This window comes from Oceaniferula flava (assembly GCF_016811075.1).
GTDB classification, from domain to species: Bacteria; Verrucomicrobiota; Verrucomicrobiia; order Verrucomicrobiales; family Akkermansiaceae; genus Oceaniferula; species Oceaniferula flava.
The window spans coordinates 152,927-177,037 of record NZ_JAFBGL010000007.1; the positions used below are offsets into that span (position 1 = coordinate 152,927).

The window sequence follows — 24,111 nt, forward strand, 5'->3', positions numbered from 1 at the left end:
CGCAGCCGCCGGTCAGTGTGCAGATTAAGACTGCAGATATTTTTCCAGCTCGCTCTCCGACGGAACCTTTCCGGATACCTTCAGTTGGCCATCGACGCAGAGTGCCGGCGTGATCATCACGCCGAAGTCGGCGAAGCGCATGAAATCGGTGATCTTTTCAAGTTCATAGTCGAGACCTAGACGGTCGGCAGCCGCTTGGGTGGCGGAGGTCAAGGCTTTGCATTTGGCACAACCGGTGCCGAGTATTTGTATTTTCATGGTATCAATGGGTTGATGGTGAGTAAGAAATCGCTCAAAAAAGCATGCCGAATGCCCAGCCGGTGACCGTGGAAAGAACCACCGTGAGCGCCACAAATGAGAGGGTCTTGCGGGTTCCAAGGATGGAGCGAATCACTAACATGTTTGGCAAACTCAGGGCAGGCCCGGCCAGTAACAGGGCCAGCGCCGGGCCTTTGCCCATGCCGTTCCCCACCAGGCCTTGGATCACCGGAATCTCCGTGAGGGTGGCGAAATACATCAAGGTGCCAGCGACAGAGGCGAAGGCATTGGCTCCAAGCGAATTGCCGCCGAGCAGGGAAGCAATCCATTCGGATGGAATCAGCCCTTCTTGGCCAGGGCGCCCGAGCAGCAGTCCTGCGACCAGCACACCGCCGACAAGTAAAGGGATGATTTGTTTCGCAAACGACCAGGTTTGATCGAACCATTCGCCAATCTCGCCGTCACGTCCGGCCGTCATCCATGCCAGCCCAGCCGTGGCAGCGAGGAAGGCGGCTTCCGGTTTTCCAAAGATGAGGCCAGCGGCGGCTGTGGCCAGCGCGGTGACGGCAATCTTCAGCGCCGAACATGCATGCCAACGCCACAGCATCAGCCCCAGCAGTAGCGCAAAGGTGGAGGTGATCAGCCATTTGAGCGTGTAAACTTTTCCGAAAAACCCCGGGTCTCCAGCGCCACCCCAGTTGGCAAAGACTAAAATTCCAATCAGTGCGCCTACAAAAGACGCCGTTTGCCACAGCGGGCGAGAGGGTTCTTCTTCTGGCATTTGGGCCACCTGCGACTGACGTTCGGCCTCCTCCTTGCGGAACAACCAGGCCATGGCAACGCCAATCACCACGGAAAATACGATGGCGCAGATGGCACGAGCGAGCCCCAGTTCCCAGCCCAGCACCCGAGCCGTTAGAATGATGGCGAGCGCATTGATCGCCGGACCGGAATACAAAAAAGCAGTCGCCGGACCAATGCCAGCCCCAAGACGATAAATTCCAGCAAAGAGCGGTAGCACCGTGCAGGAACACACCGCGAGAATCGTGCCTGATACCGCAGCTACGGAGTAAGCGACTACCGACTTCGCCTTGCCCCCGAGGTAGCGGATCACAGAGTTCTGGCTGATGAATGCCCCGATCGCTCCAGCGATGAAAAAAGCAGGAACCAAACAGAGGATGACATGCTCGCGGGCATACCACTTGGCGAGCTCAAGCGATTCGTTCACCGCGCTGTCAAAGCGCGGGGTGCCGACCGGCAGAAAATACAATGCCGATAAGATACCGACCAACCAGCCGGCGGTTTTAAGCTCTTCTGTTGGAATTTTCATGGTGACGATTAGGTTTGAAGCTCTGTTGCATCGCCCACACAGAGTGAAATCTGCGCCACGCAGGGCATCAGCAGACGATAGAAAATCTTGATGCCCCGCTTTTCTGCGCCGATCACTCCCGCGTTTTTCAACACTAACAAATGTTGGGAAAGCGTCGCGCCACTCAAGCTCGCGAACTCGGTGCCGTCGAGAATCTCGCACACGCAGCATTCCCCCCGACCAAGCCGCTCCACCACTGCCAATCGTGCCGGATGCCCTAGGGCCTTGAATACCATCGCTCGTTTTCTCAATTCCATCTATTCTTTAATTAGCTAAATAACTAAATACATCAAGTGGATTTTTTAAGGTTTCTTGTTAGTGGAGCGGCCACAAAGCGCCCAAACGCCAAGCTTTGGCTGATTGATGGGAGTGTTGGGTATCCCTATCAGAAGGCCTAACCAGCACGCGCGATCCCTAGGCTGCCGGGGATCGCACCATGACATCCCTGCGATGTCCGCCCCTTACTGCCCGACACCGGTCAGCAGGTAGACCGCAAAGGATCCTAACCAATGCTCGCCTTCGTAGCTGCCGCTGAAGGTGTCTTTCAGGCCGGCTTCCTGGTGCTTTTTGGCGGCTTCGAGCAGGGTCGCTTTTTCCGGTCCATCGAGCACTCCGGCGATGCCGCGCATGGTCCACGCCCGACTCAGGTTGAGCCCGACAAGGTGCACCAGGTGCCCGTCGTCCAAGTCACTCACCGATACCGGCTGGCTGAGATTTCCCAGATCAAAGTTCGGGAAAAAGGCCGCCAACCACTGGCGGAATTCAGCGGTAGGCAGCACGCGCCGCATCAGATCCGCTTCGTTCAATCCCGGGGAAAAGAAGTCGTTTCCGCTCGGCTCGTAGCGCACTGGGTAGGCGCTGTCCTTGCCGTAGAATTGGCGCGCTTTGGAAACTAACAATTTTTCAAATGCATCGTCGCCCGTGCCGCGTGCCCAATCGAGCATCTGGCTCAGGGGAAAACCGGACTCCGGGTGAAAACCGCAGCGCACCGGCCAGTCGAGCTTCGGCAAATAAGCCTTGGCATGCCCCACGATCACTTGCTCCAGCGGCAGGTAGGCAGCCGCCCATCGTTTCCCCTGCTCGTCCTCCAGTGCACGCAGTTCCAGCCCCAGACGCAGCGCCCAGGCCCAGCCATACATGCGCTCGAACGATGGATGCTCGGCAAGTCGGTCCGCCTCTTTCTGCAGCCCCTGCTTGGTCAGCTTGGCATCCAATGCCGCCCTCACCTTGGCATTCCATTCCGCCTTGGGAAAGTGCCGCAGCATCCGCACCAAGGTCCAGTGACCGTGCACCGACGAATGCCAGTCGAAGTGTCCGAAAAATACAGGCGACATCTCACGCGGCGAAATCACATCCTCGGCCGTCTTCATCACCTGGCCTGGTTTGTTCGGGTATTCTCGGTTCAAACCAGCCAAAGCCAGCTCCACCAATTCTTCAGCCTGCTTCTCAGACATTCCATTTTCAGCCAGTAAACTTGAACACATCATCATTAGGATTAGGTAAATTTTCATCGGTCACATATCGATCGCGCTGCTCCATGAACTAGCGCAACACGACCGATTTGCACTGAAAAAACATCGGCCACAAGGGGCACTCAGCGAACTAAGGCCATCCACAAACGCAACTTTGTTGCATTAGTTCTTGTCACTGACCACTTTTGCAACTTAGTTGCGTTAGCGAGACGCCAACTGATCCACACGCTTCTGGCAGAGAATCTAGTTCGCCGCCGTCTCGCAGTTCCATCGATAAGCCATGCGCGTTGCGTGCTGATTCAGCGGCGGCTTCATCGCGATTTCCTCGTCTCCCAATGATCAATCTCACGCCCCATTCACCGCTAGCCTCATCGTCTCGCCATCGTGCCGAGGCACGCAAGGTAGGTTCTTGTACATCTCCCACTTGCACCTGTGTGGTGTGTGGCGGGGAGAGTGTGGGGAAGACTCAGCTTCTGGCCTCACTCACTGGTAAGTTGCCATTCCCTGAAAACTTTCGAGGGTCCACGATTGCCTGTGAGACGTATCGCGATGGAGAGATCGCATGGACCGATACCCCTGGGATTTTGCGTGAGTCCGAGAGCTCGGCGAGTCGATCGGCCATGGCTCAGGTTGTCGACTCCGATCGCGTGATGTTGGTCGCCCGCGCCGACCGCGCCGCCGAAGAGCTCCCGGCGCTGCTGCCGTCCATTGCCGGAAAACGAGGCTTTATCGCACTCACGTTTCAAGACCGCTTGGACCCCGAGCACCAGGTTCAAACCAAGGAACTTTCGGAGCGACTTGGGGTGCCTGTTTTCCTGCTCAATGCGCGCCAGTTACAGGCTCAGCAGGCCGATGCCATCCGCGCCGTCGCTTCCGCGCCCTCGAGCACACTCGGCCGCTTTCCTGAATCACTTCCTGCGCAGCTCGATCTTCCGGCCCCTTCGAAAGATCAACGCGAGAGCCTGCTCGAGCGTGCCAGTTCACAGCCTCTCGTGGCACTTTTGCTGCTCTTCGCTCCAGCGGTCGTTTCGATGATCTATACCAATCGCTTTGCCAACTGGCTCTACGACCCTCTCGCCACTCTGCTAGAGCCTGGGCTCACGATGGTGGCCGCCTGGCCGAGTTTGCCCAGTGCCCTGTTTGGAGGAAACTACGGACTGTTGGCGATGCTGCCGTTTCTCATCCTCTATGCCGTGCCGACCATTCTGAGTTTTTCGCTGATGTTGGCGGTCTACAAGTCGAGTGGCTTGATCGATCGGATCTCGCTGGCCGTGCACCCATGGCTGCGGCCCTTTGGCATTGGCGGGCGTGACCTCGTGCGGGTGGTGATGGGTTTTGGCTGCAAGGTTCCGGCCATTGTTTCCAGTCGGTCATGTCACAGCTGCTCGCGTGGTGCTTGTGTGTCCGCCATTTCCTTCGGCTCGGCCTGTTCCTATCAGCTGCCCGCCACTCTCGCCGTTTTTGCGGCTGCGGGGATGACAGGGATGGGGGTGGTTTACCTCATCGTGCTCGCGCTGACCACCTTGGTTTACTTGCGCTTCACCACGCCAAAGATCCTTCGGTTAGCCAGCAATCAACTCATCCTGACGAAGCCTGACTCGCTCGCGCCACCCTCATGGCGCTCGGTGTTGCGCGAGGTCGCCAGCAGCTTGAAATCCTTTGTCGTCATGGCCTTTCCGGTCTTCATCGTGATCTGCCTTGCCGCCGCGTTGTTGGATTGGCTGGGGGTGCTTCACGGTCTCTCCAAGCTGCTCGCTCCGATGCTCGCCATCTTTCATCTTCCCGGCGAAGCCGCCCCTGCGGTGATTCTCGGATCGATCCGCAAAGACGGTATCGCGATCGGTCTGTTGGATAGCACCAGCGGCTCACTGAAGGTGGCGCTGAGCACGCCGGCGCAAGTGCTCACAACCGTTTACCTCGCCGGAGTTCTCCTACCCTGCCTGGTGACGGTGTTCACCATCATCCGCGAAATGCGTTGGAAATTCGCGGCAAAACTCTGCGCTCGGCAGATGGCCTGGGCCTCCGGTTTTGCCCTCATCATCGCTTGGGGCGGCGCTCTCATTTTTTAACTAACTCAAACCTAACAACCATGAACCTGTTCACCAACTACCACGATTGGCGCAGCACGATGATCGATCGCGCCGGGCTCACTCTCAATCACGATTACTGCAGCGAACGCCTGTCCGTGCTCGAGGACGAGAACGCCGCAGAAACGCAAACCTTCATCCGTCTCTACGGCGCGCCTTATCACCAAAAGGTCGTCGGCTGGTTCCAACAAGCACTCTCCGAAGCATGAAAAAACATCTCCACATCACACACACCCGAGTCCTCATTGTCGGCGCTGGCCCAGCTGGACTGGGCGTATCGCTCGCACTGCAGCGCGCCGGAGTGACCGACCAACTTGTCATCGACGCGCGAGAAGTCGGAGCCGCGTTTCGCGCCTGGCCAAACACGATGTCCCTGCTGACGCCCTCGTTTTACTCGAACGCATTCGGCCTCACCGATCTGAACTCCATCGATCCCGACACCTCCCCGGCTGATTTTCTCCATACCCAGCACCCTAACGGAGAAGGCTACGCCAAGTATCTGGAAGCAATCGTTTCTCACTTTCAGCTTCCCGTCCGCCCGGGGGTGAAAGTCACTAGTGTGAAAAAGGAATCGGCTAGATTTATCGTGCAGTCCGAGCAAGGCGAGATTCATGCCGACTACGTGGTCTGGGCCGCCGGACAGTTCTTCCACCCGCGCGACCATGATTTCCCCGGAGCTGAACACGCCCTGCACAGCTCGCGCGTGCCAGATTGGTCGGCGCTTGAGGGTGACGAGTTCACCGTGATCGGAGGATACGAAAGTGGTGTTGATGCCGCCTTGAACCTAGTTCATCTGGGGAAATCCGTGCGTCTGATTTCGCGAGGTGAGCCGTGGGCGTCGGACGATCCTGATCCTTCACGTTCACTCAGTCCACGCACCCTGGATCGGCTCCGCGAGCTTCTGAAAACGCCCGAGAAAGCTGGGCTGATCGAGTTTGTGAAAAACACCACCATCAAGAGCATTGAAAAGGGCCCGGGCTTTTGGACCTTGCGTGACCAGGACGAGATACCGTTGGCAACAACCACTCGACCCATCCTCGCCAATGGCTTCCACAATGGTCTCGGAATCGTCTCCGACCACTTCGAATATGACGAATCAAACAACCCGATTTTCACCGAGGAAGCCGATGAATCGACACGGACTCCGGGACTCTTTTACAGCGGGCCTGCGCTCGTGCATCGCAACGCGCTCTTCTGCTTCATCTACAAATTCCGTGCACGCTTCGGAGTCATCGCCGCCGAGATTGCCACCCGACTGGGGCTACCGGAAGTCGAAGCAAACCTCAAAACCTACGCCGATGCCGGCTTTATGAATCGTGACCTCGACTGCTGCACCAACTGCGAGTGCGCGATCGATCCAGACGATGCCGAAACTCCAGAACCCGCCTCCTTTGCTCAGTTATGAATGCGAAAAAAGAACTACCCGTGACCGTCCTCTCCGGCTTCCTCGGAGCAGGAAAAACCACCCTACTCAACCACCTCCTACGCAACCGCGAGGGCAAGCGAATTGCCGTCATCGTCAATGACATGTCGGAGGTCAATATCGATGCCGACCTGATTCGCTCGAGCGACGCCTCGCTTTCCCAGACCGAGGAAAAAATGGTCGAGATGTCCAATGGATGCATCTGCTGCACCCTGCGTGAAGACCTCCTGGTGGAAGTGGGTAAGCTCGCGCGCGAGAACCGCTTCGATCACCTCGTCATCGAATCTACCGGTGTGTCCGAGCCGATGCCAGTTGCCGAGACCTTCACCTTCGAGGACGAAAATGGTCAGTCGCTCGGCGATATTGCCAGGCTCGATACCATGGTGACCGTGGTGGATGCGCCTAACTTCCTGCACGATTACAGCAGCACCGAGTCTCTCGATGACCGGGGCGAAGCGGTCGGCGATGAAGACGAGCGCAGCATTGTCGACCTGCTCACCGATCAAGTGGACTTCGCCAATGTCATTCTCGTCAACAAGACGGACCTCGTTTCCCCTGAGGAATTGAACACCGTTCACGGCATGATTCGCGCCCTCAACCCACAGGCGAAAGTCTACGATACCCAGGAAGCTCAAATCCCACTCGATGCCGTCATCGGCACCGGGCTCTATGATCCCGACCAGGCTTCCGCGCAAAAAGGCTGGCTCGATTCACTGGTCGAGCACACTCCGGAAACCGAGGAATACGGTATCTCTAACTTCATCTACGAACGCCGCGTCCCATTTCATCCCGAGCGCTTTTACCACTGCCTGCAACAAGAGTGGCCGGGAGTGATTCGTTCAAAAGGTGTCTTTTGGTTAGCGACTCGCCTGATGCATGCCGGTTTCTGGTCGCAGTCGGGAGCCGTCTCCCGCCACCAATGCGCCGGCTATTTTTGGGCGGCCATCCCCGAGGAATATTGGCCGGACGACCGGGCACACATCGAGCGCGTCTGGAAAGGCAACAACGGCGACTGCCGACAAGAAATCGTTCTCATCGGCAGAAACATGGATCAGAAAGCGCTGACAGACATGTTAGACGCATGCCTGCTCACGGAAACAGAGATCGCAATGGATCGAAAAAAGTGGACGGAAAACATGACAGACCCCTTCCCTGAATGGGACATGAAAATGTTAGGATACTAATTGATTGAGCCGATTTCCCCACATGAACACAGCTAATGCATTCATGATATGGAGATCTAACACCCACGCAAGCCCCCCTTACATCTCCCCTCTCGCCCTTGTGCGATGAGGGGAGATTCTGCATCAATCTAGGGGGATAACGGCAGATTGTTGAGTCTCTTCACTGCCACCTTAAATACATGGCTTCATTCGATGAGTGCCTTTCATACGCGTTGGCACATGGGCTGCTAGCTTCGCGGCAAAAGAACCAGGACTCCCTGCTCCCCGATACGCATCGCTATCCAGAACACTTCTGCTTTTTCGAAGTTCTTCTCATTCAGTCATTCTTCACCCTTTCCCTGCCATGTTTTACCAACTGACACTCGACCAGCCACTGGCTTCATCCAGCAGCGGACGCCGACATTACCGTGGCCGCAATCAGCTCTCTGAGGAGTCGTTGGTCTGGAATTACGACGCCCATCAGGTCGCTGCCGACCCGCCATACTGGGATGACATGATCAGCGGCAGCATCCGTCTGGGTGTTCAGGCTGCTAAGATGACCTTCAAGCCAGCCTTGATAGTCTGGACCCTGATGGCGGCTATTTCCATCCTCTATTACACCGTGCCAGCAACGCATTTCATCTTTGCTGGTTTGGTCACGGCTCAGGAAATCATGGGGCCCCTCTTTCCCATGATCGGTATGGGCTTATCTGTTGGGTTCTTGGTGGAATTTGTTAGTGTCATGTCTTCTGAGACGAGGCAGTGGACACGTGAGAACAGCCTGAACGCGGTCTTCAATTTTGCTCTCTTCGGTCTCATGGGGCTCTCGACCTACTATCGCTATCCCTTGCAGAACGAGTGGTTCGGAGCGGGGAATACCCTCGGCGTGCTCGCGACCAAGGTCGCCTTTGATCAGTTCGTCTGGACCGTTCTCCTAGCCAACCCCTATCAATGTTTTTCCTATCTTTGGAAAAACCAAGGCTTCTCCTTCGAGGCCGTGCGCAAACGTATCTTCCCCTTCAGAACATTTTGGGGAACCCAGATGCTGCCTGTCCTGATCGCCAACTGGGCGTTCTGGATTCCGATGGCCTTCATGGTCTATTCCTTCCCGCCGGAACTTCAGCTCCCGCTTGCCATCCTCGCCATTACCATCTGGGTTATGCTCCTCAAAGTCCTCGCCGCCTCGACCTCGAAGGGAGAAAGCTAAGAGCTCATTCTGACCAGAATGTTGAGCTGCCGTCTCTCTTGCTCCAATTCCTCAAAGAAATTAACAAGAGCAGCCATCCAACACCCGTCTTTGGAGTCTCTGCTAACAGGTTCAAAATTCGTTAGAAAAACTAACCGTGTGACAGCGAATTTCGCAAACCATAGTGCATCACTCGACCTCGCTCTTCCACCGTGAATTTTTAGTTTCTATTATGATAAAAACTGCTTTCCAAGCATCTCGTGACAGAACCCATCAAATACACATACAAATTGTTTCAGTGAAAGGCTAACAACCAAGTGACTCGACATAAGCAAGTTATAAAATAATAAGTATTCCCATGAGTATCCTACACTATCAAAAGTCGTTGACTGTCTGAGCATTATCACTTCTTTTCAATAGTGTATAGAAAGAGCTAATCTACATATTATCATCTAATATGTGTATTAGATTTCAGGCCCCAATCTAGTTCTAAAATTAAACTTAAAAAATTATTATCACTACTATGAAAAACACGTTCAGATTGATGACCCTCATATCCATTGTCTCGATGACAGCAGGAACTGCATCGGCCATTACACTTGCTGAAGCTGGAACATTCATCGATGCCAATACTGGTAATACCGTTGATTTATCGACTGGCGAAGCTGTAACCGACCATGGGTGGTCCATCTCAAACACAACCATTGACGCCTCAACTGGATTCAACCACAGCCTTATTCCTGAAATCGCTGTCACCACGATTACAAACTTGATTCCGAATCAATCTTATAATGTCGGAGCCATTTACACGAATCTATACTATTTCAACACCAACTTTTCCGCCGGCTTGACCCCAACGGCACTCACTCAGGCTCCAGTAACGAACCCTACTGATACTGGCAGCGTCTTTACCGATCTAGACATCACCTCAGGCGTTACAGCCTACTACTTAAGCCTCGGCGAAGCGACAGCCAACTCTGCAGGTGAACTTCAGGTATTCGCGGACGATGGGACAGGAAATAATCAATCCAGTTACTACTTCAGCTACGCAGGAGTTACCCTACAAGCAGTTCCAGAGCCCAGCTCATTGGCGCTACTCGGATTGGCCGGCGGTCTTGGTTTGCTTCGCCGGCGTCGTTAACCTCTAGACTTTCCAATACGACTTCAACAAAGCGCCGCTCCTGACCAGGGATGCGGCGTTTTTTATTCTCATGCGCCAAGCGCAGAGACTTCACCATGGCGGTGCAACAAACAGGACGCAGCCCATTTTTAATGAAATCGATCGATTTTGATACAAGTGCCACTTCATCACCGTTTAGTAGGGAGGCTGGGACATCGCTTCCCTCGGCCCCATCACTCGTCCATTAACCCATCCCATGACAGCACGCGCTACCACCTCACTTCAAGCATTTGCCAGCAGAACGAAAGTTCAACCCCGCAGAGGACTGCTTTCCGGGGCCTTGTCTGCCTGTTTGACGGTGCTGCTCTCGGCGGGTCTGATTGAACCCCTCGGGGCTGTTGAGTCAGAAAAAGCGGACGCGACAGGCGTTGTGATCGGCATTGATAGCAGCAAGACCACACGGCGGATCGAGGTCAATCCCACTGGCTATTGCATGAGTTTTCTCAACGACGATGCGACAGGTCCGGACATCAAACCGTTTGCAGGGGTGTTCAAGTCCATGCGCACAGGCTCATTACGCTTTCCAATGGGAACGCTTGCCGAGAACTACCTGTTCCACGACTTGCGTCTGGGAGCCCCCAAGGAGGTCGCTTTGCAACCTCGGGTCATCACCAAGAAAAAATACCCAGGTCCGTGGTCGTGGGCTGTGAACCCGGATGGAAGCTACAAGGCAGAAACACTCGATTTCGATGAGTTCATCACCATGTGTCGTGCGAGCAACACGGAGCCAGTGGTGCTCGTTTCCAGCCATGGACACCTTTTCCCCGGTGCCGAGTTCACGGAGGAAGACATCCTCCGCAATGCCGAGGAATGGGTTCGCTACGCCAACGTCACGCGCAAGCTCGGTATCAAATACTGGGAGATAGGAAACGAAGTGGATCTCCCCCAGCTGCGCAAGCTGATGCCCAAGGAGCAATACTTAAAACTCTATCAGAAAATGGCCACACGGATGAAGAAGGTCGATCCCAGCATCCGGGTCGGTCTTGGAACTTTCAGCGGCAAGGCTTACGCCACCGAAGCCCTCGCACAATTTCCAGAGCTCGTGGACTTTGTTGTCGTCCATCACTACATGGGCTGGATGAAGACCTATGAAGACTATCTGAATAGCACGGGATCATTCATGAAGGATTCTGCTAAGGTGCTCTCGATCATCGACAAGGTGGCACCGGATGACCGGAAGCAAAGCACCGAGATTCTCATCACCGAATTCTCGAGTTTCTGCGCCGGGGTCAAGGACGTGCCTGCTGATCGTGAGAAGAACAGCATCACCAGCGCGATGATTACCTTTGAAATGTTAGCCACCGGTGTGGCGATGGATGATCGCGTGCGTTTCCTGCATTTCTGGGTGACCCACAATCCGTGGGGCAAAAATAACCCAACCGACTATGCCAACGCCTTCGCTCCGGATAACTCCATTTTACCACAAGGCCGTGCCATCGAGATCATGGGACGTTTTTTGCAGGACAGAATGGTGGCGGTCGATTGCCCCGATGGCCCCATCCGCTGCTGGGCCAGCTCCTCGAAAGACTCCTCGAAGCTCGCCATCTGGGTGGTCAATCGCACCCAGCAGGCCCAGGAAACGACCCTCAACATCCCGGGTTTTCAAGCGACCGATCAACTGTCCAGCTGGTCGTTCGCCGGCAAGTCTCCGTACGATGAACAACCTACCTGGGGCGCGGGCAAAGATGTCGAAGTGCGTGACGGCAGCGTGACTGCAACACTACCTCCGCTATCGATCACCGTATTCCACAACATCACCCCAGGCCACTCAAGCCAGGGAGAATAAAAACACAGTAGGCACAGATTAGACCGCGAAATACGCCAATTACGCGAAAATAGGGTCTTTTTAGAGCGCGGTCACTGTGCTGCTCTAAAAGCTTCATGGGAATCATCAGGAATGTTGTATCAGGATATGAAATTTTCGCTTCTTTGGCGTATTTGGCGGTAAAAAATCCCTAGCCTAGTCGTCCTGCAATCCCCCTTGATGGGCACCATTGTGTCGATATTTGACCGAAATGGATCAAATGCACCCTGTCCATGCCTTGCGTCTCCACGATCCTTTTTCGTGTCTGGACGCACGCTGCTGAAGCGCCATAGCGGTAGATAAAACAAGGTTCAGGCCGTGTTTTTCTGAGCCTTTTGGCATCGAGCCACCATTCACGGCTCGCCCCCTCTCTGGGTAGCTAAACCACGTCTCAAGCATGGTCATTAGCCCCCCTCGACACTAAAAAAAATAGAAATGAGAGTTGACTCACAATGACTTAAGAGATTACACGCCCCTCCCCCAAGCCTCTCGACGCGAAAAAACGTCGCTCCTCTCACTAGTCATTTTATCACCAAACCCCCAATACAATGCCTTCAAATACCTCAGCCAAGAAGCCCATATCCAGCCGTATCACAGCAATCATCTTGTTGCTGTTTTCCCCCGTATTCACACAGGTGTCTCAAGCCAACAGCACCACGCAGCCATCTCCGGCACTGCACGATTTATCCGATACCGCCTCCAAGCCAAAACGAGTGAAAATCCGGGCCAGAATTACCTACTATTCGATTGGACAGGACAAATGGGGCTCACGAAATGCCTGTCCTAAAACCAAGCGGTCCAAGATCGGAGTCACCGTAGCCGCCCACCCCAAATTCAAATTCGGAACTAAACTATCCATTCCAAAATTGAAAGGGATCGTAGGCGACGGAAATTTTCTCGTCCAAGACCGCGGAAGTGCCGTGACACGCAAAACTGCTTCGAAAGGCAAATACTACGTCTTTGATGTGTATGTCACTCCGGCACAGCGGAGAAAATATGCGAATCAACTTCCGGAATACATGGATGTTTACGTGATGAAGTAAACTCTACCACGTCGTCTTTATCAAAATTACCGGGCTCAAGCAGAGCTTTCCGACTGATCTTACGACTCAACAATCATTCAACCAAAAAGCCGTCGTGGATTCGTCCACGCCGGCTTTTTTCTGGCTACAGAACAGCCGCTAAACGACTTCACGTTCCATCAAGAAGAAGGCGCACTGCGGCCAATCCTCCATTTCTATTCCCTGTTTCTTGAATGTCCCTTTTTCGTTCGCAATGAGAGCGCTGATCCAGTGGTCGATTACTCGTCTACAGTGACTCTTAGGCGACAGAATAAACGGTCTTCAGCGCCGAGGCTTTGCTTCAGTTTGACTTGGACCCGATCGATTCCTGTGCCGTAGAAGTCATCGTCCACACTGATCTTGACGTTGTCATTGTCGTGAACCGCAGTGGTCCATCCCAACAAATCGCTACCATACTCAACTTCAATGGTCGTGTTGAGAGCATCATGAGCTACATCAGCGCGCCGATAATTGAAGATCATATAGTCGGGTTCCGAAGTGTTATCCACCGTGGGTAGGATTGAAGTTGCACTGGTAGCAGGACTGGCGGCGCCTAACACCCATGCGATGCCGTTCTGGACACCGTCGCCGTTAGAGTCCACTTCCACTCCAGGCCCCGCGGCCCAGGAATCGTAGGTGGGTTGGCTGGGAATGAAGTCGCCACTGAGACTGATGTCATCGATGGCTAGACCTCCACCATTGTACGGGGAATACGTCTCGGTAGGATTGTTCATTGACCAGCGGATGTAGACCGCGGATTTGCCATCCGCCCAATCAGAAATGTCGTAATCCCGCTGCACCCAGGAGTTATTCGTGATGACTCCGGATGAGGTGTAAAGATTGTGCCAGGTGCTGTTGTCATTGGAAACCTCGAAGACAATCTGGTAATTACTTGTGATATAAATGTGCGACCAAAACTGCAGACTCACATTTTCGTAACTCGAACAATCGATCGCAACTGATCTCAGGGAGCCCGTGAAATATGAGGTGCTGTCCAGAATGGTGTCATACATATTACTCCCTGATTGAGCTGAAGAAGGCCTATTGTTGCCACTTGGACTACCATACTCGAATTCGCCCGATGCGGTGTAGCCCGGGTCAGTATCTAGGTTTTCAGTGTAGAAAGCCCCGCCTGGAATCACGATTTGGAAATCGGAATCACTTTCATCCGTTCGTGAAGCTTGGGTCGTGCTGGTGATCCTGACGCTGTAATCGCTGCCCGCCGTCAGAGAGGTGGGTAGCAGCCAGTTGAACTGTCCGTCATTCGCGGTCTCCGTGGCGATCATGCCTGCACTCACTCCCCCTTTGAAGAGCTCGATATCGACGTTGCCGGACATGGAGGAAACCCACGTTATCGGCTTCGAATCTCCGCGCACCCAGCTCTCACTGCCATTGGGTGAAACTAGCGAGACATCATCGGCTGGGATGAAATCTCCGGTGATGGTGATGTCATCGATAGCAAGTCCGCCACCGGTCCACTGGGAGCCGCCGCCCGACATGGCCCATCTGACGTAAACAGTGGATTCCCCCGATGCGACAGAGGTGATGTCATAGCTGTATCGACTCCAATTCCGGGCCTCCATTCCGTCTTCTGAATAAAGCGTGGACCAGTTGCTGCCATCGGTGGAGATTTCAAACGACACGGTATATCCTGAGTAGACAAAGACGTGGGCGTAGAACTCCAACATGATATTGGTGTGGTTGGAGCAGTCTATAGCCTGAGTGGTCAGGGTGCTTGGGGAGTATGCCGTGTCATCGAGATCGGTATCATAGATGTTGGTGCCGGTGTTGGCACTGTCTGCATCATTGGAGCCACCGGGAGCACCGAACTCGAACACGCCACTAGCGGTGAAACCGGGGTCTGTGTCTAAATTTTCAGAAAGAATCGTGTTACTGGGTGCGACAATACTGAAACTGGCGGCACTCTGGCTTGAGTCGAAAGGTGAGACATCGCTGGTGACCCGGATGATGTAATCCGTATCCGTCGGGAAATCGTAAGGAATGGTCCACTCGTAAGTGCCGTCGTCCGGAGTGCTGGCGACGATGGTGACCGGACTGCCCCCACCCTTGATGTATTCGATGCTTACATTGCCGCCGTAACTCGAGGACCAGGTGATGTTCTGGACGGTGTTGCGAGTCCAGGTTTCGCCACCGATTGGGGTGTTCAGAATAAGATCATTCGTTCCCTGAATTACAAAGTTCAAGCTTTCCGCATAAGAGGATACCGGATCGTCCTTATGGTTGAGGGTCACCCGGATGGTGAAATTATTACCACCATCCTGAGCGAGTGGGATGGTCCAGGAATAGTTGTGGTCGATGGCTTCGATGTCATCCGCGATCTTGTATTGGAAAACGCCACCTTGATAGAGGTCGATGTCGGCCGTGTAGTCCATGTCGCCACCAGTGAAGCTGATGGTCTGGGTGGAGCCTGCGGCCCATTGCAACCCGAGGGTGGGGCTGGTCACGTCTAAGGCTGTCCGGGTCGCTCGATTGGAGGCGTAGACTGCGCCGTTGTTTCCAGACTGCACCAGGAACATTTCGCCATTTCTGGCACCGAGACTCGGGTTTGAGCCGTCAAAACCGCCTGAAATGTAAACAGGGTCGATGTCGCCATTACCGGTCTGGTTACTGCCGTCTGCAAGACCTGTCGGAGTGCCATCATACAAGACATTGGTATTGGCGTAATGAGGGATGCGGCTGGTGGAGTATGACGGGCTGTTGCTGTATGCCATGATCGTGCGGTAGCGGTTTCCTCCACTCCCCTCGAAACGTAAACCAAAGCGTGATGTGTTGGTGGTCGTATCGTCTGAATCCCCCCAACTGTGCCTCGCCCCCAAATTATGACCGAGCTCATGGCTGAAGGTAAAGCTGGAGCTGGACATCGCAGTGCGCGCACAAATGCTGTAGCGGCCTGGGCGATTGGCGATACCAGCGGTGTTGCCCTGAGAGGCATCGCAGACAAAGGCGATGAGGTCGGCGCCAAGAGTCGTGGCATAGTCGGTGACATCATCGAGTTTCCCATCGTTGCCATCGCTCAAATCTCCGAGTTCGTCCACACTGCCCATATCACCGGCGTCGTCACCGGGGAAGGCGTAGCTGGGATCCTCGATCGTGCCCAGAAGCATGAGCTCGGTGCTGGTCACCTGGCTGTTGGCGAAGGCATTGGTCATCCGGTCCACGGCGGCGATGATGTGAGCTTCCATCGCGGAAACTCCACCCTGATTGGATCTAGCTTGCGCACCGTAGCCGACAACTACATCAATGGTGGTCCAGCCTGAGGTGTCAGCAGACTCCACAGGGGTCTCCTGCGAAACCAATTCAGGAGCCGGAACAATGGTGATTTCTTCGTCTCCGTGACTGCAGTTTGGACCACAGGTATGCCCTTGATCTGCACCAGCGTTGTCTGCGGCTTCCGCACCCTCGTCCGCTTTACCACAGCGCCAGGGGATGCTGGCTACATCGAGTTCGCGCACCATCATGTGTCCGTCCAGCAGGACACGGTATTCAAAGTGCTGATTCTTATCGTAGCGAGCTACGGTGCCATGCACGATGCCATCGTGGTAAACGATGTTGACCATACTCAGTTCCTCCCCTGCGATCTTGCCCATCAGTGAGTGGGTTTGCTCCGTGCGAGTGCGGATTTTTTCGATCTTGAGATCCAGCACTTCATTCCCGGGAGTAGGTGCAAGTAGATGGTTGCTCTCTCCATTAACAATACGGTCCAGTGATGCTGTATCGAGAACCATGCGTCTACTTTTCAGAGTGTGCGCATCGATTTCCTGAGGCAGGAGCTCCTCACGACCATCGGCAGGAATCATCGCCATCACGGAAGGTCTACTATACCTGATCACATCCGGAATTTTGCGGGTAACCGCTGTGCCGAACCGGCGCTGATGATCGGCGCCACGGATCACAGCTGGTCTGGGGCCGGGCCGACCGATTTTCCAAATTCCCCCTTTGTTCTCAACAGCACGGACGGGAGCACGCCGGGTGACAACCATCCCATTTCGGTCTTGCCGCGTCGTTGCGGTATGGGATCGAGCTCGGGAATCGGCTCGAGAATTAGCATCTGCAGTAGAATCAGTCTGCTGAGTAAGCTGAAAACAGAGGAATGCTGTGATCAGAAACAGGATGACAAAGCACAGGTTACGGCGTGAATACAGTTTCATTGATTGATTTCTAGGGGTTTGCAGTGTGCTGGGTTTCATTGAGAATGACTGGTCGCATAAGGAAAAAATGCAGGGTCACCTCTCTCCTGAGTCGATGATGGAACATGATATATGCTTCATGTATTTATATTCAACAGCTGCTAATATAGTTTCCTCCACCGCTGTTCCAAGGAGATTCTTCTAACGACATGGCCGAGGGGAAAATGAGTGCAGAAACAAATGGCGCTTCCTTTTGCGAATTTTCAATGGCGCAGGGGGACGGAAAGCCAGCCAATGGTCTAGCACTGTGAAAAAACAACCGTCTCCGAATCACGGCAAGGATGATCCACCTCCACGGAAAAGGTCTTCATCCTTAGACTAGGGCGTCCGACACCTGACAGTCACAAAGGGTGAAGCTGATCCGTAGCTATTCGTCCACCCGGATGAGAAAAGTCGCCTTGCAAAGCGACTCCAGTTGAACATGAATATCTTCCAGTGCCTCTACTCAGACGCTGTGTGACACACTCCCAGACCAGAATTCACATAACCTCCATCCCATGAAACTCCTCAGCCTCGCCATTTATCTGTTAGTGACCTCTTTCTGTTTTGCCGAAGTGCCTAATGAAGCCAAGGAGATGAGGACATGGACGTCCACCAAGGGGACTACCATCTGGGGACAGTTGGTCTCTATGAACGGTCAGTCAGTCACTCTACGAACCGACCAAGGCAGGGAAATCAACGTTCTGAAAAATCAGCTATCAGCAAAAGACCTCCACCACCTCAATCTAACCGCGCTACAGTCCAAACCTCTCCTGGTAGCCTATGACCGTCACTTGGGCTCCTCGGGAATCTACTCAGGTGGCGCACGACGTTATTTGGAGATCCTTGGGAAGATGCATCACATCGAGCTCACTACTTACAAAGACCCTGGCCACGGTCTAGATGACGAGATTGGAAAAATTACACAGCACTTCGAACAACACCCCGGGTCAAAGCACGTTATGGTCATGTGCGCGCCCGTGAATCTTTTGAACTCTCGCAAGGAATTGGCGAACGATAAGAAGAATTTCCTCAGTCGTATCAAGAAGTGGGAGGCGTATGCAAAAACTCATCACGTGGAACTTCTGATGATCCACCCTTCCGGAACAAACCCACCTGAGCTGTATAAGAAAGAACCCGATGATTCCAAACCTGTCATCGTTCCTCCTAGCAAAGAAGACAAGAAGGTGCGCCGATTTATCGAAGGTCTGGATCAATGGAAAATCGTCCCTGTCTACGAAGTGCGCGAGGCCTGCCTCCAGCTCGACCCCATGTGGCAAACTGCATGGTCTGGAGGCCACCATCCTAGGTTCATGACTGAGACAGTGACCTTTTCGGTCATCACAGGGAAAGTCCCCTCATTAACCAAGTTCAAACAATTCGATCACTTGCTCGGAGCCAGAACATCGGTCCCGAACCGCTTCCAAAACCTACAAAACATCCCCGACCAAGGGCTACGAGATTTAGAAAAGGCTGTTGGCGGAATATTAGATGGGAGTCGAGATTGATGATTTCAGTGACCTGTCTTTGGCGTAACAAGGAGACTATGAGTCACATCTATGTCTAACACCCTTACGAGCGATAAGTAGCCAATACAGCGAATCTTTTCCTGACCCCTTTTTGCTAAAGACAGACAGATGAACAGATGAAAGGTCCGTCTCTTAGTTCGATTCATTAGTCCACCATTTTGGAACCTCATTCGCCAATCCTTTCTCTGTCTACTCCCATGAGTAACCCCTTCAGACATCTTTGACATTGTGTCTTAGAGACTAAGAAGCATGTGGCCCAAGTGCTTCCGACATTTAAAACTCTTGTGCTGATTCCCCCCATAGTTTTTTTTACGGTTCGCTTCAGAGATATTGATTTTTTGGAGCTCTTAGACATCAGGCATGCCTGTCTATTCTGCCGGGTATCTGTGGTGTAGCTCTTCACACAACCAAAAATAACAATGCACTTAAATATCCAAAAATCGCGCTGTCTACTCGCCTCATTTGCTTGTGCGCTCTTAAGCAGCTCTAGTCTCCATGCTGTAGTTCAGTTCACCTATGCTCAGGTGGGAGATGACGTCGTGTTAACCGCATCCGGAAGCTATGATAATTTGACCGGTCTCACAATCTCTTCGACCGGAGGCGTTCCAACCGTTTCCATATCTTACCCTGCCGGTTCAGATACTTATTTCTACTCAGGAGCGGTGGGTGGAAGCGGTGACGTTGTAAGAGTATTAGATTTCACCCTGAATCGCATAGACGATTCGGTGATAGCAACTTCTGCTCCCACTGTGGTTTTTATGGAGGCTGACAGTACCGGTATCGTCGGGACAGGCGCAACCCATGCTCGTTTAAGTACTAGTGGAAGCATTAGATTATACCTGCCATACGATAATATTAATGAACTACCCTATGAATCCGTATCCTACTCCGGCACCTCCATTTGGGAGGATACGACCTTAGAAGATCTCGGGATGTCCACAGGCAGCTACGAAATCCGCTGGGACTCCGGGAACCAGGGGATCAATATGACTGTTGTGCCGGAGCCATCATCCACAGCCTTGTTAGGCATGAGCGCAATCGCCCTCTTCACCCGTCGCCGCAGGAAATAGCCGGAGGCCTAAGCTAATCCTGATCACTTAGACCAGCGCAGACTCTTCCGGAGTCTGCGCTGTATTGTTTAGGGGACCCTGGTCGCGTCCTCCCAGAAGGGCATGCGCGGTAGAGTCTGCGCGGTAGCGTCCAGGGGCGGTAGGGTCTGTCCCTTAATACGCGGGTAATCAGCAGTTCCAATGCTGGCGATGAGTTTGAGCGTGCTGATGGATGAGCTAGATGCAGAGCGGAGGTAGTTCAGGCCGTCTTCGTTGAAGGTAAATTGAATGGAGGAGCCGGCATCAGAAGGCATGATCTGAGTGGCGGCGAAGATGTTGCCAGTTAGAAGATCGGGTGGCAGTGCGTCTGGATAGGCTGACTGGAAGTTGCTGGTGTCGAAATCGGAGAGTCTTATATCGATGGTTTGAGTTGAAGTAGGGGCACTTCCTGCCAGACCGTTGGCAGGAAGGGTGAGATTGAGGGTAGCTTGATGGATGTTCTCCGGCAGGGAGGTGATATCAAACTCGAAGAAGCCGTAGCTAAAATTGCCTTGGCTGGTGGAGATGGTTGCTCCGTTCGGCGCTTGACCTACGGTTACGGTGCTAGTTACTCCGGTGGAGTATGCACCTGGGGTGAAGTCGACCGAACCGCTGAAGACTCGCTCTCCTGGGAAGGTGGGCGGAGGTTCGTTCTCGCTTTCAAGGGAGATGGAGCCAACCGTGGCAGGGGCTAATGTTGTGGCCGCGTTGAGGGGGAGAACTAGTGTAAGGATGGTCAGATATTTCATTCGACTCGAGTGATAAAGGGTGCGTGCCTTTATAACAATGATACGGCAAAAGGTCTAAGTGCCGCGCATGTTGTAGTAAACTATGGCTGCAATGAGGACGAGACAAATGATGCCAAGAATGATCCTACCGGACTTTTCTCAGCTGCTTTACAAACGATTCCGCAGAGTGGGCACCCGCTATGATCGACGCGCTGAAAGCTAAATATCCTTCGTATGTCTAGCTTCCTTAATGGATTGGATCAGATAATCAATTTGTCCACACGGCCTAGGATATCTTCAGATTATAAAAAAGTTACACCAGGCTCGTGAAGACAATTTAGATTGACAACCTAACAGGTATTATTTATTTAATATAATTAATATGTCATCTTCAGCTAAAAAATACTGGGCTTTTATATCCTATCGACATTCTGACAATAAAGAGTTAGATCGTGACTGGGCATCTTGGTTGCATAAATCTATAGAGACTTATGATGTACCAGCCGAGCTAATTGGAACAAAAAATGACCACGGTGATATTATACCTGACCGCATTTATCCAGTGTTTCGAGATGAAGAATCGCTGCCAGCAAACTCTAATCTGGATGATTCTATTACCGCGGCCCTTAATAACTCACGATTTCTCGTCGCTCTCTGTTCGCCCCGCGCCGTAGAGAGCAAATATGTCGCTCAAGAGATTGAACATTTTAAAAACACAGATAAAGGAGACCGAATAATCGGAGGAATAATAGCAGGTGAACCTGGACACCCTATAAACGAATGCTTCCCCGAACCCATTCGTAAGATAGCAAACAAAAATGGTGAACACATCGAACCTATTGCGGCCGACTTCCGTCTACTAGATGGCTCCGAAGGCTACACCTCTGCCGAATCTTACAAAAAGCTAATCCTAAAAAATCTACCAAAAAAAGAAGCTCTCAAAAAGGCTGATCAATATGAAGAACGTCTTCAGTTGATGAAATTAAAAATCATAGCTGGTATACTAGGTGTCCCTTTAGAAACGATACGCGACAGAGATAAGGCATATCAACTACTCAAAGCAAAGAAGAGACAGAAAGTTTTAGTATCTGTAATCACTGCTATTTCTCTACTAGCTATTGCTGCTGGATACTTTGGGTATCTTAATGAGAAAAATGCAGAGTTAGCTGAGGAACAGAGAGATAATGCCCAAGAAAAAGAAACTCAAGCCAGAAAGAACCTAGCTAGATCAGATTTTCTTTTAGCTTATGAAAATTGGCAAAAACGTAGCTATAAAACCAGTCTAGCTTATCTTACACGCTCACTACAGAACAACCCAAAAGATATCGAGGCTGCTCAATTCGCTTGGTCCATCGTTAACCGAGGAGGTGTTTATTTTCCGAATCAATGTGTTGCATTCGATAATTCCCTCATAGGAGGGGTTTTCAGTAAGACAGCAGACTCAGTTACTGCTATTGACAATTCGGGCTCTGTTTTCGCAAAGGATATCGTCACGGGTAACCAAAAAGAAATAATACAGTTCAAGCTACCTAAAGATGAAGATGCTTATCTTGTCGCTGCAAAATCTAGCGACTCTCAGCGTCTCAATATCCTAACCGAGAATAATTCTATAGCAATCGATACAGAAACATTTAAGCCATTCCAAATTGACCAAGATAAAAAAAGTGAAAGCCTTGAAAGTTTAAAAATAGATGAAATCTTAGAAGAGTTTGAATCAACTGAGGAACTTGAATCTGATAAAATAGTCGATGGATATGCCACTGACGGCGTTCTCACTATACTTGATATTCCATCAAACCATCAGGAAAATTTTTCTAAATACTTTAAACAGTCTAAAGGTAACGACATAATCTTGAAATCTGTCAGCACTTCAAGATTTGGATCCACCTTAATATTACTTAATGAAAAACAATTTGGATGGCTAGATGGACGACCAGTATACAAATACCACTATGCGAAATCACAACAAGTGCTATTCATTGAGAGGGAGGGGTACTACGGGTCTAATAGCATAGAAGCTTTGATCATGGGGGCTGATAAACCGTTCGTCGTTGATCTGTTTACTACATCTCCTGGTGATCCGATGACATTAGCCCTCTCGGCTGATCATAATTATTTCGCAATTCAACGAGGAAGTGAAGTTACAGTCATGCAAACAGCAAGCCTCAAAAAATGGCAAGGCTTTGAAAAAGGCAATGGTCGACGAGGATATGATGATTTCGTCCAAAATAGCGAAGGCATCATATCTGTCAGTGGTGAGCTTCTTGATTTAAGTAATGTTAATAATGATAAAATGGGTAAATTACTTACGACTACAGGAGTATTCGAATTTAACCTCCAAAGCATTTCAATCGATAGAGAATGGCAGGTAGGCAACCCGAAAAATTATGAAGAGACTACATTCTATTCTATCTCAGGAGAGTTTGCTATTACAAGTTATGGCAAAAATAAATCGATCTCAAAAATCAAGACCTCGAATTTCCCGACTAATGCGAATGACTCAGTGACTTTTCATGCTAAAGACTATCCATTCATAAAAGATCTAACTTACGATAATAGATTAGCAGCTGACGGTAGTTGGTTCATGGGGACAAATTTAGAAAGTGCTAACATTGTCGATCAAGATTCATACAAAATTTATCTGTTCGACATCAATAAAAAAAAGGTGATTAACTACAGTACACATACCCGCCAAGAACTCCTTTGGGTCTCAGATTCAGAATCTTGGATGTTAAGAGCGAGGCGTATAAACAAAGAATCATATAAAATTGAATTGTTCACCGACATTAAAGATAAAGATTCGCTTATCACAATTCTACTTCCCAAAAAAATCACCGCCGCTCCTGATATATCAGTAACTGATAGTCATATATACCTGTCTTCTAATTCAGATCTTATTGAAATCCCTATCCAGCACCCAGCACAATTCCGAATGTTGAGCTTACAGGAATTCCAACAACTTTATGAAAATCTTGAAATAAAATATGATCAAACTCAGCAAATTTTTGTTCACGTGCCCAATAACCTCACTGAATCTAAAGCTATGAACGCGACTGGCCTAAGAGATGATGTCTTCGCACCTATTTACAACACACTCCACAAGGGACATAAAGGACTCAAATACTGTGAAATTTCTTCAGATTGGGCTGCTCGTGGTTCCGAGGGCCGCCTCATCATACTTTCAGACGATCAATCCAGAGTTTTAGACCACGGCTACAGCGGAATGAGTACGACAATGTCCGAAAATGGAGATGCAGCAGTGTCTTTATCTAATGAGAGACCCGCAATGATATGGTGTCCTACACCACGTGACTTAAATCATTATACAATGCTCCCAGAGTTACTACAGCATTTCTCAGGCTGCACTTTAGATCCGAATGGAAACCTACTAAATATTGGCTCACAATCTATAATGAATTCCAAGATCAGCACCCCATGTCGAAGCTGGAAGCAACTAGCAAAGCTACTGGGCTTTCAAAATTAGGCACTAGAACTAGGAGGCTTAAAAACTAATTTTTCACTCATCAACTTCGTTTCAAAATACACGATATAATATTTCACACTGTAAAACATCAT

17 protein-coding genes are annotated in these 24,111 nt (G+C 51.5%); 11 read left to right on the forward strand and 6 right to left on the reverse strand.

The genetic code is table 11. From position 1 onward, the window contains the following. Window positions 1-24: 24 nt before the first annotated feature. The 4 genes from JO972_RS11655 to JO972_RS11670 all read right to left on the reverse strand — a co-directional run bounded on the left by JO972_RS11655 (window position 25) and on the right by JO972_RS11670 (window position 3,138). The gene (locus JO972_RS11655) at window positions 25-258 is read right to left on the reverse strand and encodes a thioredoxin family protein (RefSeq protein ID WP_309490229.1); all 234 of its coding nucleotides are present in this window, start codon (window positions 256-258) and stop codon (window positions 25-27) included. A 34-nt stretch (window positions 259-292) separates the two neighbouring features. Beyond that, the gene (locus tag JO972_RS11660; protein ID WP_309490230.1) at window positions 293-1,588 is read right to left on the reverse strand and encodes a permease; all 1,296 of its coding nucleotides are present in this window, start codon (window positions 1,586-1,588) and stop codon (window positions 293-295) included. 8 nt (window positions 1,589-1,596) lie between these two features. Then, on the reverse strand, window positions 1,597-1,884 hold the full coding sequence (locus JO972_RS11665) for an ArsR/SmtB family transcription factor (protein ID WP_309490231.1): 288 nt from the start codon (window positions 1,882-1,884) through the stop codon (window positions 1,597-1,599). Between the two features lie 204 nt (window positions 1,885-2,088). After that, entirely contained in the window at window positions 2,089-3,138 is a 1,050-nt protein-coding gene (locus tag JO972_RS11670) for a DUF2891 domain-containing protein (RefSeq protein ID WP_309490232.1), read from the reverse strand. A 296-nt stretch (window positions 3,139-3,434) separates the two neighbouring features. On the opposite strand from JO972_RS11670, the gene JO972_RS11675 reads away from it, so the two are divergent. The 8 genes from JO972_RS11675 to JO972_RS11710 all read left to right on the forward strand — a co-directional run bounded on the left by JO972_RS11675 (window position 3,435) and on the right by JO972_RS11710 (window position 12,985). Next, entirely contained in the window at window positions 3,435-5,168 is a 1,734-nt protein-coding gene (locus tag JO972_RS11675; RefSeq protein WP_309490233.1) for a nucleoside recognition domain-containing protein, read from the forward strand. Window positions 5,169-5,188: 20 nt separating this feature from the next. Further along, a complete protein-coding gene (locus JO972_RS11680) occupies window positions 5,189-5,395 on the forward strand; it encodes a hypothetical protein (RefSeq protein WP_309490234.1) in 207 nt (68 codons plus the stop codon). Then, window positions 5,392-6,591 (forward strand): NAD(P)/FAD-dependent oxidoreductase, encoded by a 1,200-nt coding sequence (locus JO972_RS11685; protein WP_309490235.1) that lies wholly within the window; start codon window positions 5,392-5,394, stop codon window positions 6,589-6,591. Before JO972_RS11680 ends, JO972_RS11685 begins: the two co-directional genes overlap by 4 nt. Beyond that, window positions 6,588-7,793, forward strand: a complete 1,206-nt coding sequence (gene zigA, locus JO972_RS11690; protein WP_309490236.1) for a zinc metallochaperone GTPase ZigA — start codon at window positions 6,588-6,590, stop codon at window positions 7,791-7,793. Before JO972_RS11685 ends, zigA begins: the two co-directional genes overlap by 4 nt. Window positions 7,794-8,136: 343 nt before the next feature. Continuing rightward, complete coding sequence (locus JO972_RS11695) at window positions 8,137-8,979, forward strand: hypothetical protein (RefSeq protein WP_309490237.1); 843 nt, start codon at window positions 8,137-8,139, stop codon at window positions 8,977-8,979. Window positions 8,980-9,481: 502 nt separating this feature from the next. Further along, complete coding sequence (locus tag JO972_RS11700; protein WP_309490238.1) at window positions 9,482-10,099, forward strand: PEP-CTERM sorting domain-containing protein; 618 nt, start codon at window positions 9,482-9,484, stop codon at window positions 10,097-10,099. Between the two features lie 235 nt (window positions 10,100-10,334). Further along, window positions 10,335-11,924 (forward strand): hypothetical protein, encoded by a 1,590-nt coding sequence (locus tag JO972_RS11705; protein ID WP_309490239.1) that lies wholly within the window; start codon window positions 10,335-10,337, stop codon window positions 11,922-11,924. Window positions 11,925-12,490: 566 nt separating this feature from the next. Further along, a complete protein-coding gene (locus JO972_RS11710; protein ID WP_309490240.1) occupies window positions 12,491-12,985 on the forward strand; it encodes a hypothetical protein in 495 nt (164 codons plus the stop codon). A 257-nt stretch (window positions 12,986-13,242) separates the two neighbouring features. On the opposite strand, the gene JO972_RS11715 is transcribed toward JO972_RS11710, so the two are convergent. Further along, the gene (locus tag JO972_RS11715) at window positions 13,243-16,827 is read right to left on the reverse strand and encodes a Ser-Thr-rich GPI-anchored membrane family protein (RefSeq protein ID WP_309490241.1); all 3,585 of its coding nucleotides are present in this window, start codon (window positions 16,825-16,827) and stop codon (window positions 13,243-13,245) included. An 881-nt stretch (window positions 16,828-17,708) separates the two neighbouring features. Here JO972_RS11715 and JO972_RS11720 point away from each other — a divergent pair. Next, a complete protein-coding gene (locus JO972_RS11720) occupies window positions 17,709-18,698 on the forward strand; it encodes a hypothetical protein (protein WP_309490242.1) in 990 nt (329 codons plus the stop codon). A 953-nt stretch (window positions 18,699-19,651) separates the two neighbouring features. Next, window positions 19,652-19,789, forward strand: a complete 138-nt coding sequence (locus JO972_RS11725; protein ID WP_309490243.1) for a PEP-CTERM sorting domain-containing protein — start codon at window positions 19,652-19,654, stop codon at window positions 19,787-19,789. Between the two features lie 68 nt (window positions 19,790-19,857). On the opposite strand, the gene JO972_RS11730 is transcribed toward JO972_RS11725, so the two are convergent. After that, on the reverse strand, window positions 19,858-20,556 hold the full coding sequence (locus JO972_RS11730) for a hypothetical protein (protein ID WP_309490244.1): 699 nt from the start codon (window positions 20,554-20,556) through the stop codon (window positions 19,858-19,860). Between the two features lie 361 nt (window positions 20,557-20,917). On the opposite strand from JO972_RS11730, the gene JO972_RS11735 reads away from it, so the two are divergent. Continuing rightward, the gene (locus JO972_RS11735) at window positions 20,918-24,019 is read left to right on the forward strand and encodes a toll/interleukin-1 receptor domain-containing protein (protein WP_309490245.1); all 3,102 of its coding nucleotides are present in this window, start codon (window positions 20,918-20,920) and stop codon (window positions 24,017-24,019) included. Window positions 24,020-24,111: the final 92 nt, after the last annotated feature.